This window comes from Alicyclobacillus hesperidum (assembly GCF_900107035.1).
GTDB classification, from domain to species: domain Bacteria; phylum Bacillota; class Bacilli; order Alicyclobacillales; family Alicyclobacillaceae; genus Alicyclobacillus; species Alicyclobacillus hesperidum.
In genome coordinates this window covers 61,610-76,484 of record NZ_FNOJ01000006.1, presented here as the reverse complement: position 1 = coordinate 76,484, position 14,875 = coordinate 61,610, and the positions used below count along the sequence as shown (strand labels likewise).

General features: G+C 54.8%; 17 protein-coding genes, 1 tRNA gene and 1 other RNA gene. 16 read left to right on the top strand and 3 right to left on the bottom strand.

What is annotated here, in order from left to right; translation table 11 throughout:
- Window positions 1–133: 133 nt before the first annotated feature.
- The 4 genes from BLU70_RS06355 to BLU70_RS14580 all read left to right on the top strand — a co-directional run bounded on the left by BLU70_RS06355 (window position 134) and on the right by BLU70_RS14580 (window position 2,915).
- Complete coding sequence (locus BLU70_RS06355) at window positions 134–1,381, top strand: 2,3-diketo-5-methylthiopentyl-1-phosphate enolase (RefSeq protein WP_244885127.1); 1,248 nt, start codon at window positions 134–136, stop codon at window positions 1,379–1,381.
- On the top strand, window positions 1,378–2,052 hold the full coding sequence (locus BLU70_RS06350) for an MtnX-like HAD-IB family phosphatase (protein ID WP_074692730.1): 675 nt from the start codon (window positions 1,378–1,380) through the stop codon (window positions 2,050–2,052). Before BLU70_RS06355 ends, BLU70_RS06350 begins: the two co-directional genes overlap by 4 nt.
- Window positions 2,036–2,668, top strand: coding sequence for a methylthioribulose 1-phosphate dehydratase (mtnB, locus tag BLU70_RS06345; protein ID WP_074692727.1), 633 nt, complete (start codon window positions 2,036–2,038; stop codon window positions 2,666–2,668). Before BLU70_RS06350 ends, mtnB begins: the two co-directional genes overlap by 17 nt.
- Before the next feature lie 70 nt (window positions 2,669–2,738).
- Window positions 2,739–2,915 (top strand): hypothetical protein, encoded by a 177-nt coding sequence (locus BLU70_RS14580; protein ID WP_157057221.1) that lies wholly within the window; start codon window positions 2,739–2,741, stop codon window positions 2,913–2,915.
- 226 nt (window positions 2,916–3,141) lie between these two features.
- Here the strand turns inward: BLU70_RS14580 and asnB are convergent, their stop codons facing one another.
- Window positions 3,142–4,989 (bottom strand): asparagine synthase (glutamine-hydrolyzing), encoded by a 1,848-nt coding sequence (gene asnB, locus BLU70_RS06335; RefSeq protein WP_074692724.1) that lies wholly within the window; start codon window positions 4,987–4,989, stop codon window positions 3,142–3,144.
- Between the two features lie 94 nt (window positions 4,990–5,083).
- A complete protein-coding gene (locus tag BLU70_RS06330; RefSeq protein ID WP_074692721.1) occupies window positions 5,084–5,908 on the bottom strand; it encodes a YheC/YheD family protein in 825 nt (274 codons plus the stop codon).
- Between the two features lie 68 nt (window positions 5,909–5,976).
- On the opposite strand from BLU70_RS06330, the gene BLU70_RS06325 reads away from it, so the two are divergent.
- The 10 genes from BLU70_RS06325 to BLU70_RS06280 all read left to right on the top strand — a co-directional run bounded on the left by BLU70_RS06325 (window position 5,977) and on the right by BLU70_RS06280 (window position 12,037).
- A complete protein-coding gene (locus BLU70_RS06325) occupies window positions 5,977–6,273 on the top strand; it encodes a late competence development ComFB family protein (protein WP_006445715.1) in 297 nt (98 codons plus the stop codon).
- Complete coding sequence (gene tadA / locus BLU70_RS06320; RefSeq protein ID WP_040288453.1) at window positions 6,270–6,737, top strand: tRNA adenosine(34) deaminase TadA; 468 nt, start codon at window positions 6,270–6,272, stop codon at window positions 6,735–6,737. Before BLU70_RS06325 ends, tadA begins: the two co-directional genes overlap by 4 nt.
- A gap of 20 nt (window positions 6,738–6,757) precedes the next feature.
- Window positions 6,758–6,847: transfer RNA gene (locus tag BLU70_RS06315), tRNA-Ser, on the top strand.
- A 14-nt stretch (window positions 6,848–6,861) separates the two neighbouring features.
- Window positions 6,862–7,076, top strand: an RNA gene (gene ffs, locus BLU70_RS06310) — signal recognition particle sRNA large type.
- Window positions 7,077–7,222: 146 nt separating this feature from the next.
- Entirely contained in the window at window positions 7,223–8,326 is a 1,104-nt protein-coding gene (locus BLU70_RS06305) for a two-component system sensor histidine kinase NtrB (protein ID WP_237716372.1), read from the top strand.
- 57 nt (window positions 8,327–8,383) lie between these two features.
- Entirely contained in the window at window positions 8,384–10,114 is a 1,731-nt protein-coding gene (dnaX, locus tag BLU70_RS06300; RefSeq protein ID WP_074692718.1) for a DNA polymerase III subunit gamma/tau, read from the top strand.
- A complete protein-coding gene (locus BLU70_RS06295) occupies window positions 10,111–10,422 on the top strand; it encodes a YbaB/EbfC family nucleoid-associated protein (RefSeq protein ID WP_006445712.1) in 312 nt (103 codons plus the stop codon). Before dnaX ends, BLU70_RS06295 begins: the two co-directional genes overlap by 4 nt.
- A gap of 1 nt (window position 10,423) precedes the next feature.
- Window positions 10,424–11,023 carry a recombination mediator RecR gene (gene recR, locus BLU70_RS06290; RefSeq protein ID WP_006445711.1) on the top strand — a complete coding sequence of 200 codons (600 nt, stop codon included), beginning with the start codon at window positions 10,424–10,426 and terminating at the stop codon, window positions 11,021–11,023.
- A 323-nt stretch (window positions 11,024–11,346) separates the two neighbouring features.
- Window positions 11,347–11,715: a YaaL family protein gene (locus BLU70_RS06285; protein ID WP_074692715.1), complete on the top strand. Its 369-nt coding sequence runs from the start codon at window positions 11,347–11,349 to the stop codon at window positions 11,713–11,715.
- A gap of 52 nt (window positions 11,716–11,767) precedes the next feature.
- The gene (locus BLU70_RS06280; protein WP_040288452.1) at window positions 11,768–12,037 is read left to right on the top strand and encodes a pro-sigmaK processing inhibitor BofA family protein; all 270 of its coding nucleotides are present in this window, start codon (window positions 11,768–11,770) and stop codon (window positions 12,035–12,037) included.
- Here BLU70_RS06280 and BLU70_RS06275 read toward each other — a convergent pair.
- A complete protein-coding gene (locus BLU70_RS06275) occupies window positions 12,020–13,708 on the bottom strand; it encodes a putative polysaccharide biosynthesis protein (protein ID WP_074692712.1) in 1,689 nt (562 codons plus the stop codon). The genes BLU70_RS06280 and BLU70_RS06275 overlap by 18 nt on opposite strands.
- 127 nt (window positions 13,709–13,835) lie before the next feature.
- Between BLU70_RS06275 and ytaF the strand changes: the two genes are divergently transcribed.
- Together ytaF and BLU70_RS06265 are read left to right on the top strand one after the other, a co-directional pair.
- On the top strand, window positions 13,836–14,444 hold the full coding sequence (ytaF, locus tag BLU70_RS06270; protein ID WP_006445708.1) for a sporulation membrane protein YtaF: 609 nt from the start codon (window positions 13,836–13,838) through the stop codon (window positions 14,442–14,444).
- Window positions 14,445–14,542: 98 nt separating this feature from the next.
- Window positions 14,543–14,749 carry a sigma factor G inhibitor Gin gene (locus BLU70_RS06265; protein WP_052012174.1) on the top strand — a complete coding sequence of 69 codons (207 nt, stop codon included), beginning with the start codon at window positions 14,543–14,545 and terminating at the stop codon, window positions 14,747–14,749.
- Window positions 14,750–14,875: the final 126 nt, after the last annotated feature.

The window sequence follows — 14,875 nt, the reverse complement described above, 5'->3', positions numbered from 1 at the left end:
ATTATCCACAGCGTGCTGTGGAGAAGTGCTGTGCTATGAACATAACGCTTGTGTATAATGACGAATGGGTCATCAACAGCCTTGTGGATAATTTGGTTGAAACGTGTGGATTGGATGAACGGGGTGTACATAGATGAACGACGTAATCGGTACAGATATGTATCGCGATTCGCGCTATATCGTGGCCACATATCGGTTGCGCGATCGCGAAAATCGGCTTGCAGCCCGTGCGGAAGGTATCGCCATTGGGCTAACCATTGGCACGTGGACAGATCTGCCGTCGTTGCGAAAGGAGCAGGTGGCAGCTCATTGTGGACAGGTACAGGGCATTCGCGTTATCGATGCGACAGAAGCAGGCGATGTGATCGCTGAAATCGATATTGCTTACCCTGTTGCGAATCTTGACGCGACCTTCGCGTCTCTGCTGACAACTGTGTTTGGTAAGCTTTCGATGGACGGCGAAATTCGCCTAGAGAGGTTGTCCTTGCCCGAAGCGTGGGAACGTGTCTATCCGGGGCCGAAGTTCGGCGTCAACGGCGTTCGCGAACGCTATGGCGTATTCGGGCGGCCGTTTGTGATGAGTATTTTCAAAGCTTGTGCGGGTCTTACGCTGGAAGAACTTGTAGACCAATTTGGCGAGCAAGCATCGGGTGGCGTCGACCTCGTCAAAGACGATGAGATTTTCTTCAGCGAGGCGCATGCGACGGCGGCCGAGCGCGTTGTGGCGTATCGCGAGAAGGCGCGTCAAATTGCAGTACAGACCGGGCGGGAAACGGCGTATGCGGTCAACCTGACGGGACCTGTGCACCTGCTGCGTGAGAAAGCAAAACGCCTGGCCGACCTTGGCGCCGGTGCTCTCCTGTTTAACGTCGTCGCCTACGGATTTGACGTCCTCGCCGATCTCGCTCGCGATCCCGATATTTCTGTACCGATCCTTGCACATCCGGCGGTATCCGGCGCCCTCTACGGGTCTCCGAATTACGGTATAGCCGCAGACATCGTGCTGGGTCAACTCATGCGATTGGCGGGGGCTGACATGGGCATTTTCCCGTCCATGTATGGCAGCGTGACATTGGGTGGCGAGGCCACGGATCGGTTACTTGCGCACCTGCGTAAGGACAGCGTCCATCGCAAGGTACTACCAGCACCATCTGCAGGGATTTATCCGGGGCTCGTTCCGCAGCTGTACCGGGACTTTGGTATTGACCTCATCCTCAATGCAGGCGGTGGCATTCATGGCCATCCCGGTGGCGCGCGCATGGGTGGACAGGCTTTCTTTGACGCGATCGCGGCTGTACAAGAGGGCGTACCACTCCAAGATGCCGCTGTGGATAAGCCGGCTTTAGCCGCTGCCATTGCAAAGTGGGGGGTGCGGGCGTGACGGTTCGCCTAATTTGCGATTTTGACGGGACGATTTCAGAACGTGACATGATTACTACGATTATGGAAAGATTTGCTCCTGAGGAAAGCAAGCCCATCATCGAGGCAGTCAAGCAAGGTCGACGAACCGTGAAGGATGGCGTCGAAGCGATGTTCCAGCTGATTCCTTCGGATCAATATGACGAGGTTGCACGGTTTGCACAGGATCACACACGAGTTCGGCACGGTTTTCCACAATTCATTCACACCTGTGCACAACTTGGGTGGAAGTTGTCCGTAGTTAGCGGCGGATTCGACTTTTTCGTGTTGCCGATTATCCACAAATTCTCCACAGGGGCTGTGGATATCTATTGTAATCACCTCGATACAAGTGGCCGCCGGCTACATGTGCAGTGGTCACACCCTTGTGATCCAGCTTGCGAGGGGGGTTGCGGACTGTGTAAGCCGAGCGTAATTCGGGAACTTGTCCAGCCAGGGGACAGCGTGATCGTCATCGGGGATGGCGTGACAGACTTTAAAGCGGCACAAATGGCAGATTTCGTGTTTGCGCGGGCGCAACTGTTGGCATTGGTAGAGGAGCGGGGCATTCCACATCTGCCTTTTACAACGTTCGACGATATCGTCGCAGCTATCGACGACAGGGAGGCTTCACTTCATGCATACATTCAGTGAACAGGCACAGGGCGTGATCGAACTTGCGCGCTTCGCGTCTGACAAGGGCTGGTTGCCTGCCACCAGCGGGAATCTTTCAATTCTGGTCGAACGCAATCCTCTCCTGTTTGCGATTACGCGCAGCGGTGCTGACAAGCAGCGCCTGACCGAGCAAGATGTGTTACTCGTTGACGCCGACATGCAGGTCCAAGGCGAGAGCTCGTACAGGCCATCTGCCGAGACGACCGTCCATGTTGCTTTGTATGACAAACTGTCATGTGGCAGCATCCTGCATGTACATACGGTGTATAACAATCTGATCAGCGAACTGTTCGCCAGGCAAGGATATGTCGAAATTGCGCATCACGAATTACTCAAGGCGCTCGGGCATTGGGAGGAAGACGCTTCTGTGCGGATTCCGATTGTCCCGAACTGGGCGGATCTACACCAACTCGGCCAAGCTGTCGCGGATGCGGCTAAGCCCGACGTGCCTGCCGTACTCGTTCGTGCGCATGGCGTGTATGCATTCGGCGATACCCCGGACGCGGCGCGCCGGCACTTGGAAGCGGTGGAGTTTCTCTGCGAGTATGTGTACCGGTTGGAGCTCATACGAAACGCAGGCTTCGTAAGCCCATAAAAACCCACCCGTATTCGATCCGCCCGATTCGGCAGATACTAACGCCAAAATGACGAAGGGCGGTGTCCAGATGGGTGCGGAGATGGCCACTTGGTTTCAGGATGTCGACACCGATACGGTCATGTGGATGATCATCTCGTTTTGCATCGTGGTGGCGACTGGGGCGGCCATGATTTATTGGGATCACTTCATGCGGGCACGGGAAAAAGTGCTCCAGGAGGCTCGTATCGACGATCCGCGCTTATAAATGCAAAAAGCTGCCCAGATCAACGGTTCCGTTGATTTTTGGGCAGCTTTTTGCCGCTATGCGGACGGTGACGGTTTAGTCCTGACGGCGGAAGCGAAGGTCGACATACGCCCACACGGCGCCAAGCCCAACAAGAAATGCAACACCCCAAATCCAGTCGTGGATCACGGCGGCCAACCCCCTTCAGGGCATAGCATCTGCCGAATCGAAGGAGGTATGCGATCCGTCATTTGACACGCACGTTGTAACGTCGAAGCCACTCGTTGACCTCGTACAGATAGTGGAACATCTGAGCCGTGCCCATAATTTGGCCGAACCATGGACGATGCTCGGACGGTTGTTGGCTGATCCGCGCAAGTGCACGCACTGCGTTTGCGTCAATGAAAGGCAGGATGGGAGATGACGGGTCATCCAACATCGCGAGTGCCTTGTTGCGAACCAGTGCTAGGTAAGCAGGATTTGGCGTTGACGGATAGGGACTCTTTTTGCGATAGAGCGCTTCGTGCGGCAGAAAATCCGACATGGCTTGGCGCAATACACCTTTGACTTCGTTGCCAGCCGTTTTATAGGCCCATGGTATGTTAAACACGTACTCGACCAACCGGTGGTCGCAAAACGGCACTCGGACCTCGAGGCCGGAACCCATGCTCATGCGATCTTTGCGATCCAAGAGCGTCGGCATAAAGCGCGTGATCGACAGATAGCCAATCTCGCGTACGCGCGCATCACGTCCTGTTTCTCCGGGTAGTCTGGGCACTTCCGACAAGGCTTCGAGGTACCTCTCCTGTACGTATGCCTGTGGGCGGATGGCATGTTTTAAGGCGTCCGACATTACGCCCATGCGCTCGTGTAAGCGCAATGACCAAGGGAAGGTATCCGCTGCGAGCGCGTCTTCCCGATGAAACCATGGGTATCCGCCAAATACTTCGTCCGCGGCTTCACCGGACAGGGCAACGGTGACATCCTCTTTAATCCGTCTGCAAAATAGGAAAAGCGATGTGTCGATGTCAGCCATACCAGGCAAATCCCTAGCCAACAGCGGATCGAGCAAGTGCCGCTCAAGATCCGGGGTATCAAAGATGACACGATGATGGATGCTGCCAATATGTTCGGAGATCATTTGTGCCCACGGTCCATCCAGACTCTTCTGGAAGGCGTTAGCCGTAAAGTGCTTCTCCATATCCTGAAATTCGATGGCGTACGTGTGCAACGCATCGCGTCCTTGACGTTGGAAGTAGCGTGCGGCAATTGCCGATACGACGCTGGAGTCAAGGCCGCCAGACAGAAAGGTCGCCAAGGGTACATCGGATACGAGCTGGCGCTCCACCGTATCGATCATCAGATCCCGTACCGTTTCGACGGTCTTTTCGAGCGAATCCGCGTGCTCGACACTCTCCAACTGCCAGTACCGCTTCGCGCGAATCCCGTCCGGCGTGCCGATGAGAATGTGGCCAGGGCGGAGTTCATCGATACCCACAAATACACCTACCCCAGGCGTGCGCGCTGGCCCAATCGCAAATATCTCAGCCAGGCCTTGTTCGTCAATCACGGGTTCGATGGCTGGATGTTTAAGCAGCGCTTTGAGTTCCGATCCAAAGACAATACCTTGGCCGACTCGGCTGATGAAGAGCGGTTTGACGCCCAGGCGATCACGCCCCATAAACAACCGCTGATTCGCGGCATCCCAGATGGCGAACGCGAAGATGCCATTGAACTTGGATACACATTCTTCTCCCCATGCGACATAAGACACGAGAAGTACTTCGGTATCCGAGTAGCCGTAAAATGAAAAGCCCTCTGCCTGCAGTTGTTGTCTGAGTTCGTCCGTATTGTACAGCTCGCCGTTATATACAATCGTATACGCGCGATCGCCAAAATGCCTTGTCATTGGTTGTTTGCCACCGTCGGGATCGACGACGACGAGCCTTCTGTGCGCAAAGAGCGCGTGTGGATCCGTGAACAGCCCGTCGGCATCCGGTCCGCGCGCAACAAGCGTGTCACCCATGGCTTTTACTGTTTGTGTTTCCGATGTGAGGTCGCGGGACCAGTCGATCCAACCTGTGATACCGCACATGCGCTCATTCCTCCTTATGGAAACTGCCCGCCTTTGGCGAAGCAAGGCAAAATCCCCATACCTTATGCGTGAACTGGGCGAATGGTGCCCAGTGTTAACGATGATGTCGCTCCACGTCGCGTAGGAGTTGACGAAACCAGCGCTCCTCGCGGCGCTTTGCGCGATGTTCGATCTCGTCGTAGATTCGTCGATTGGGCAGGTGCAGAAAAAGCTCGTGGCTCGGCTTGCCGAGGCGGTCGTTTGTGTTAACCTCGAACAGCCAGATCCGTCCATGGCTATCGAGCCCAAAATCAATGCCCACCTCGTCGAACTCGGCATACGTGTCGAGGATGTGGCAGACAGCGAGGCTGATGCGCCGCAAGCGGCGCAACACACGTCCGGATAACTCGCGGTTTTGGTATACTTGTTGAAGCAGATGCTGTGTGGGCATAACCTCACCGTGGCCGGTACCAATGTTTGAGACGATGCTGTTTTCGGCGCCAACCCGAGCCAAGTGGCCGGCTACCAACCAAGCGTCGTCATCGTCCCGTTGACACAGGACGCGCACGTCAAATGGCCGACCAGACAGCGTCAGAACGGACGCGGCTTGCTGGACGATGGTTTGCTCTGGCAGGTACATGGTGAGCAGTGTTGATAGCACGTCGGCAGCGCGAGCGAATGTCAGCGCTGTACCGACGGTGGGTTGTAACGTCCATGTGGCTGATGCAACCTTGGTGACACGAGAAATCAGATTTCCGCCCCATGTTTCGACAGGCTTGATGTACCAGGATGGGGCCTGTTCAAAATGGTCTGGCGTTACTTGCGATAAAAGGCAGGTAGCTGGCAAGTGCAGGCCTTTTGGCTGAGCATCTTGCATGGCAAGGTACATCTGCCATTTGTTTAAAAAATGCCGTTCTTCGTCTAACGTTGCCCGTGGCACGGGGTTCTCACCTCTCATTGGCCAGCGTATGCTGACGTGCCGAACGATGACCTTGTGGGGGACTGTTCATGCCGATTGTCAATGTCACTGAGCAACTAGCGACGCAACTACTGCAGGATTCGGAAATCTATGACCTTCTCAAGTGCAAATGTGAGCAGTGCATTAGCGATGTGCTTGCGATGGCGCTCAACCGATTGCCTGCACGGTACGTGACTACAGATACTGGACGGGTGTTTGTCAACGCCAGTTACTATTTACATCCGCAATTGCAGTCGGACATTGTGACAGAGTTGACGCGCTCCGCGCTACAAGTGTCGAGCTACCCACATCACGCGCAACAGCCGAAGGTGGCTGATACCCCGTGACGATCCATGATTCGTTGCGCCATGAACATTGGATGCAAGAGGCCTTAGGGATGGCGAAAGTGGCGGCAGAACTCGGTGAGGTTCCAATTGGCGCTATCGTCGTCTGTGATGATGTGGTTGTGGGCCGCGGTTTTAATCGCCGGGAAAGCTGGCGGGATGGTACGGCGCATGCAGAGGTGATTGCGCTGCGCGAGGCAAGTCGGCGGCTAGGTGGTTGGCGCTTGACAGAATGTGATTTGTATGTGACACTAGAGCCCTGTCCCATGTGCGCGGGGGCTATTGTGCTGTCGCGCATTCGCCATGTGATTTATGGTGCAACGGACGCCAAAGGCGGCGCAATTGAGTCGAGGGTTCGACTGTGTGAACCTGGATTGTGGAATCACACACCAGAAATTACCTCTGGCGTTTTGCGGGACGAGTGTGCTAATATATTAAGGGATTTCTTTCGAGCTCTTCGCTCGTAGGATCCTACAATATCGACCGCGGAGAGATGTCTGAGTGGTCGAAAGAGCTCGCCTCGAAAGCGAGTAGCTCCGCAAGGGGCTCGTGGGTTCGAATCCCACTCTCTCCGCCATGTTTTCTCGGTGTCCGATGGGGCGAAGGTCTTATCGGACATTGCTATTTCACTGCAAAGACACTTGCTTAGGGCGCGGTTTTTGACCAAGCCCTGACCGGGTCCCATGCGGCGAAAACTCCTGAACCGTGTCAGGTCCTGACGGAAGCAGCACTAAGGGAGACCTTTCGGGCGACGTGGGAGTGCCTGGTCGGGGCTTGGTCAAAGGCCGCGCTTCGTGCGTCTTCGGTGTGTTTGTATCGCCATCAAACTTGCGTAAAGGTGGAAAGTGTCGGCTCGTGTCGAGCCAATGGAAGTTTTGTCGGGCGTGCAGGATTCTCGCTTTCGCGTGCGAATAATCCCAGGACAACACTGCACATAGGACAGGTGATTCTGGTGAAAACCCTGCGGAAGCCACACAACGTCCGTCGCCATTCAAAGCATGCGTTTGACGCCCAATTGCTCAATGCGGGGATCTTCTACCTCTCCAAAGAGCAGGAGCTGTCCGTCAAGAATGATATGGCGAGCGATCTTCTTGGTGTTCCTCGCGGTACCAACCAGGCATTTCTGCTGTCTGAAGCGTTTGACGTCAATTCGGAAGAGTATCAGTTCATGGTCCATGTCGTCGAAAGTGAATCTGAATACCGAGACGCCATTGTCAAGTGGGAAGTCGGTGGTTTGGTGCGCCACGTGCTTGTCGATACGTTTCTCGACGAGGACGAAGACGGTGCAAGCGGCATGTACATTGTGATGAAGGACATGGGGAACTTTGCACTGCTGAATCAAAACACACAGCGGGCGGAGCGAATTGCGACCGTAGGGCGGCTTGCAGCCGGCATTGCGCATGAAATCCGCAACCCACTAACGACGGTCAAAGGTTTTCTACAACTGCTTGAACAGCGGTTAAACAGCGGAATGATGGACGAAGAAATCCGCTATGTGCAGGTGATGATGGGGGAAATCGAGCGCGTCAATGCGCTTGTCACAGAGTTATTATTATTGTCGAAGCCACACGATATGGAATGGTCGACCTTTGATCTCCACGATGTGTTGAGAGAAATCTTGCCGTGGGCCGAAGCCGCTGCCGACGGCGCAGGAATTCAAGCCGAGTGTCATGTTGCGGACGGTGTCCTCTTGCAGGCGGATCGCAATATGATTCGGCAGTTGCTTTTGCATTTGGTGAAGAATGCAATTGAGGCGATGGATAAAGGTGGGAAATTACGCATCGAAGCTCGGGAGATGGATGGCCGGGTCGAGATTGAAATAGCCGATACAGGACCTGGAATTCCTTATTATTTATTTGACCGCATATTTGATGTATTCTATACGACCAAGGAAAAAGGGACCGGGCTGGGGTTGGCCATTTGTCAGCGGATTGTTGCCGATCACGGTGGCCAAATTCGGGTATCATCGAAGGGGTTTGGCACTACGTTCACGGTGTCGTTGCCACTTAAGCGGACGTCTTCGGTTCATCATCTGGTTGCACGGCGCAGCTGCTGACGGACCGTGAAAATGGGGCCCCTTCTGTGATAGTGTAAAACCGAGAGGGGGCCTCGCATGTCGTACCAGGCTTTGTATCGCACCTGGAGGCCGCAATCGTTTGCGGATTTCATCGGCCAGCCGCACGTGCGGCAAACGTTGATGAATGCCTTGCAAAGTGGAAAAATTGCGCACGCGTATCTGTTCTGTGGACCGCGTGGAACAGGTAAGACGAGCGCGGCAAAACTGTTCGCCAAGGCCGTCAACTGCCTCGCGCCGCAAGGGGTTGAGCCGTGCAATGAGTGTGCGGCTTGTGTCTCCATTACCCGTGGCAATAATGTCGATGTCGAAGAAATTGATGCAGCGTCGAACCGTGGCGTGGATGAAATCCGCGAATTGCGTGACAAGGTTCACTACCTGCCCACAAGTGTTCGGAAAAAAGTGTACATTGTCGACGAAGTGCACATGTTGACGACTGAGGCATTCAATGCGTTGCTCAAGACGCTGGAAGAGCCACCTGCACATGTGTTGTTTTTGCTGGCCACGACGGAGCCGCACAAGCTTCCCAATACGATTGTATCCCGTTGTCAGCGGTTCGACTTCCACCGCATCGCCACAGAGACCATCGTCGAGCGGTTACAGGAGGTCGTACGTCACCAAGGGTGGAGTGCACATGAGAGTGCACTTTGGAAGCTGGCCGAAGCCGCGGACGGCGGTTTGCGTGATGCGCTCGGCCTCTTGGAACAGGCAGCGGCGTTTGGCCAAGGCGAGATCGACGACGAGGTCGTGGCAAGCGTCGTCGGTGGTGTCGATACGGCAGCGCTTCTCGCACTGGTTTCCGATCTCGCGGCTACTCAACATCTCGATGCGCTGCGTCGCCTGGCCGCCTGGTATGCGGCAGGTAAGGATGCAACCCGCATTGTTCACGACTTGTTGCAAGTCCTGCGCGATTTGTTTATCGTCAAACTGTCGCCGACAGACGATGCGCTTGGTGGAAAACCGATAGCGCCGTATCGAGCTGTGGCAGAAAGCAAGCGTGTGACGAGTGAATGGTTGCTTACAGCTGTGCACAAGCTGGGGGAACTGTATACTCAGTTGCGCTATCTCGACCAACCGAGACTTGCGCTGGAGGCGGCACTCCTTAGCATGGTCTTGCCGAGCGCGCCTACATGCGTTCAGCAACCGGCCGTGCAAATGGCGCCGCAAGTCGCATCTCAAGCGCCGGCAACACCACCTGTAGTGGAGACTTCCGCTTCTGGAAGTGCCGTGCCGACAGCTTCCGTACATGAGGCTGTCGCCTCGCCTGCGGGGCGGGGGCAGGCTCAGCGGCCGCAGGCGGCTCGAGCGACACGGCGTGCAGCGGGGCCGGATCGAAAGCGGGAGACGTTGGCACGTTTATACGCTGAACGCAGCGTCGACGTCGAGGCGATGGTTCGCGAGCGTTGGCCGGACGTGTTGCATAAAGTCAAGGCGGATCGCATACAGACACATGCTTGGCTGACACATGGCGAAATTGCATTTGCGACAGAGCACGCCGTTGTCATGTCATTTGCGAGCCGGATCCACCGTGAAGCCGTCATGAAACCTGCCGACAGGCAGACGATTGAGGCAGCCTTTCAAGTGATTTTAGAGCGGGACATGCAGTTGTTTGCGTTGTTGAAGGCGGATTGGGACGAGTATTTGGCGTCATTGACGCAAGCGCCTGAGCCCCAATCAGAGACGGCTTCAGAGCCGGATTTGGTTGGACTTGCCGTACAGCTGTTTGGGCCTGATAAAGTGATTGCGGAAGATGAGGGATCGACAGAATGAAAAATATGAATCAATTGATGCGGCAAGCGAAGAAGATGCAGGAGGAGCTTCTCAAAGCACAGGAGGCTTTGGGCGAGCAGATTGTGGAAGGTACGGCTGGTGGTGGCGCCGTGAAAATCTCCATGAACGGTCATAAGGAAGTTACTGGCGTTTCCATCCGTCCTGACGTGGTCACGCCGGAGGATGTTGACATGTTGCAGGATCTTATTTTAGCGGCGTTCCAGGATGCATCCACGAAGGTGAATGAACTCACGGAACAAACGATGGGCAAGTACACAAAGGGAATGAACATCCCGGGGTTGTTCTAAGATGTGGGGATATCCGGAACCGCTGGCGCGGGTCATTGAGCAGTTTATGAAGCTTCCTGGCATCGGTCCGAAGACCGCAGCCAGACTGGCATTTCACGTGATGTCTATGGAGGAGACGGACGTGCTTGCGTTTGCCAAGGCGTTGCAAGATGTAAAAACGCAACTCACGGAATGCTCCATATGCTGCAACGTCACAGAGGCCTCTCCGTGTGCCATTTGCCAAGATCCGCGCCGCGACAAGCTTGTCATTTGCGTCGTCCAAGAGCCAAAGGATGTCATGGCCATGGAGAGAACGCACGAATATCATGGCACCTACCACGTATTGCATGGTGCCATCTCGCCAATGGAGGGCATCGGCCCGCAGGATATCCGCATCAAAGAGCTGGTTGTGCGGGTGGGCGAAGGCGACATTGATGAAGTCATTTTGGCAACAAACCCGAATGTCGAGGGAGAGGCCACTGCGATGTACATCTCGCGCCTGCTGAAGCCGTTTCACGTCAAGATCACGCGTATCGCGCACGGCCTGCCAGTGGGAGGCGATTTGGAGTATGCGGACGAGGTTACGCTCGCCAAGGCGCTTGAGGGACGTCGAGCATTGTAAAGTAAACGTGGGCCCATTGCACCAACCGCACGGGATTGTGCCGGGCTTGACCTTCCTTTGCGAGAATGTCAATTGAAGTAATCCTCAGCTAAGGCCTGCGCCTGTGCCAAGGTGCGGGGCTCCCCTTGGCGGGGATCCCGTTATGTTAGATTTGTCTGTCATGGCTTCATCCTGTTGTCTTCTCCTCGAAACAATGAGCCTTAGGTCACATACCATAACCCCATTCTGATTGTCCTTCTCCAGTTATGAATATCATCATTGAGTCATATTCGCCGTTTCTCCCGCCTATGATGTACTAACTTGGACAAGGGAGGGACTGGACCGTGACGCACTCGGAAACCAGACCAGTCGCTGCGGATGACGCCACGAGGCCATCCACGTTGCCCGTGGCAGCCAAAACAAATCAAGCCCTGCACGCCGATCACGACGCCGTCCTCAGACACGACCTCGATATCGATCCTATCAACCCTGAGAAATTTCTGCGTGAAATCCTAAAGAGTCACCGTGAACTGGAAATTGCCCGCAGGCAGTTTGAATACGTCTCTGACCCGCTACTCATTGATCACATTGTGTTCCGCATCGGCGCCGCCGAGCGCCAGTTAAACTACTTGTTTCGACTTGCGCGGGAACATGGGATTTCGTTTGATGGCCAGCAGTGGGACTGGACGTCAGATGAATGGCGAATCGATTAGTGCCTGACCATTTGGGTTGAGAAATCTGGCGTTGGCCTCTGGAGGTGTTAAGGTGCATATTTCATCGGTATGGTTGTGGTGCGGGGCTGTTGTGCTCGGGATACTCATTGTCAGTCAGTTCTTTCAGCAACCGGGTAGGGCGGCGTGGCGTATTGTGCGCAACGTCGCCCTTGGATGCTTGTTTGTCTTCGCTGTCGACTGGGTTGGCAGCTATCTTCACTTCCACGTGCCATTTAACCCAGTTACCGCATTGACAGCGGGAATACTCGGCGTACCTGGTGTTGCTGCGTTGGTTGCGATGAAGTTATGGATATTTGCGTGAGCGGATGGTGCCGCTGCGGCGCGGTTTGCGGAAGCGCCGTCCAAACCGCGCCAGGTACCGCCCTACGCCAGGCACGCTTCGCAACTCATCGTCGCCGAGCGCACCGGATCGGACAATGAGTATAAGATAGACGAGTACTCCGGCTCCACCCGCTACTAGAAGTTGCACGATGGCGCCGATCCGCCAAGGTGCTGCCGCCATCATGGTTGTATATGCCCAGTGTATCAACCAGTTGACTACAAACATGACGGCCGCCACGACGAGCGATGCCCGGAAAAAAGGCCGCATCAATCGCGTCACCGAAAAATACACCTGACTGTACTTTCGTACCGCAGCGATGTTCAGCAACGATGAGAAAAGATAGCCGATTGTGGTGGCCAGTGCAGCGCCAATCACCGAATGCGTGGTCAAGATGAGTACGAAATTGAGTGCTGTCTTGATGCCCACGCCGATGAACATATTGCGTACTGGCCGATACATCTTACCCAAGCCCTGCAAAATATACGTCGAGATGAGTTCCATACTGGCGAAGATGCTCATAAACGAAACCGTCGAAATAATGGCCGATCCGGCCGTTGTCCCAAACAGCGCTTCGTTGATCGGTCGGCTTAACACGAGCAATGCCGCAGACGTAGGGAAGCTCATGAGAAACATGCTACGCAACGTGAACACGATGCTGCTCTGTAGTTCCTGATGGCTGCGTCTTGCTCGGGCAGCCGATACAGCTGGCAACACAGAGACGCCGATGGCGTAGGCGAACGCCATCGGCAACATGACTAGATACATAGCTTGCCGCGTCAGAATGCCGTAATTCGCCACTGCTTGCAAATAACCTTGCCCAGTTGCCTGAAGCAAATTGGTAACCGTCCAAGAGTCTACGAGATTTGCAATGGGTACGACGAGGCCGCCAAGGCTGACTGGTAGCGCCAGTCGATATACCATCCGGAGAATTTGCCTATCGCGAAACGGGCTGTCCTCATAGCCAAAAGCGCGTTCCTTGCGCCGCAGCTTCCAAGCAAAGCCGATCAGCAGCAAAAGCCCGGCGACGCCCCCCACAAATCCGCCAAACGTGGCAGCCGCAGCGCCATCCACAGCGCGATCGCGGTGCCAGACGTCGACAACGAGATATGCCCCAACCACCATCGCGATGACGCGAAAAAGTTGTTCGAATGTCTGCGAATACGCGGGTCCTTCTAACTTTTGAAATCCCTGCAGGTAGCCTCGCAGACCACTCATCGCGGGAACGACGAGTAGCATCAAAGATACTGCTCGAATCGATGGCACATTTTGCACGATGGACGCCTGTCCGCTTTTTAGCGAAATGACATGAGCGAACAAGGGTGCGCCAAACCACATGATGAGGAACGCGCAGACGCTAAAGACCAATAGTGATCTCATCGTCACGCGATAGATGTGTTCCACAACCGGCCGCTCCCCGTTTGCGCGCCGTTCGCTGATCAGCTTTCCCATGGCCAGTGGGAAGCCGGCTGTCGCCAACTGCTGAAGAATATTGTAAATGGCGTACGCATTGCCGTAGATGCCGTTCCCGGTCTGACCAATGATGGCCGTTACCGGAATGATCCAGACAAGCCCTAACACTTTAGCCAGGGCGACACAAATCACATAGAGAGAGGCTCCGCGGGCGAGGCTGGACGTTCCCGGTCGACTCACCTCTCCACCTCCATTTCGATGAGATTATAGCACAGCCCGAAAATCGCCGTGGAAAGCCATCCTTGCGCGCAGAAACAAGGACTGGCCATACACATAAGGTGTCTGAGAAGACCGGGGGTGGCGACGTGTGACGACAGCAACCATCTTGACCCTAGTAGGGCTTGGTATTGCGGCAAACTTGGATAATGCAGGCGTTGGTATTGCATATGGCGTGCGGCGAATTCAGATTTCGACGATTGCAAACTTGCTTATTGCGGCCATAAGCGGCGTCGCGACACTTTTATCTGGTTGGGTGGGCAATACCGTGAGCCACTATATTCACCCACAGATTTCAAACTGGTTAGGTGCCATTGTCATTATGGCTGTAGGCCTTTGGGTTATCACAGAGCCCATCCGCAGTCGACGGAAACGGCGTCGCCGAAATGGCAGCGTGATCGGACGGATTCTCGACGATCCCGCGGCGGCCGATTTTGACAATTCGCAATCGATCAGCTTGACGGAGGCTTCTATTCTTGGCATTGCCCTTGCGTTAAACGCATTTGCCGGTGGTTTTGACGCAGGTGTTACACATTTGAGTATCTGGGCGACGACAGCCTCCGTGACGGCGTTTTCCTTTATCCTGTTGGGCCTTGCCGCGTATCTAGGCCGTCGTTATGCAGCGCAGGCCCTAGGTGACAAGGCGACTTACATCGCGGGAGCCCTGCTGATTCTCATTGGCATTCACCAGGTGTGGTAGGTATGGGCAAGAGTAAAGTGAGACAAACTAGAACGAGGGACGCCAACAGCGGTATGCAACAGTGGTATGTTGGTATAAGTTGAAGAAGGTGATGTGTGATGATGAATCCAGTGGAAAGTATGCAGCCGCCGCTGGCGGAATGCATCATCTGTCACAAGCCGAAGTTGTACGGCATACACATTTGCGGCCAAATGATTTGCTTGGATTGTGAGCGCGCGATTGTCCATGCCGACGTCGAGGACGAGGCGTATGCGTACTACGTCGAGGAAATGAAGCGCATTTGGCTATCCGCGTTGTCACTTTAACATGTGGGGACGCAAAAACAAAGTCGTTGAAAGCGCACGTCGGACGCGGTGGAGAAAGCTGACCTCCTCGTTTCGAGGTGCGTTTTTGCTTCAATAATGTGCAGGTATGTGGCCGATACATACGAG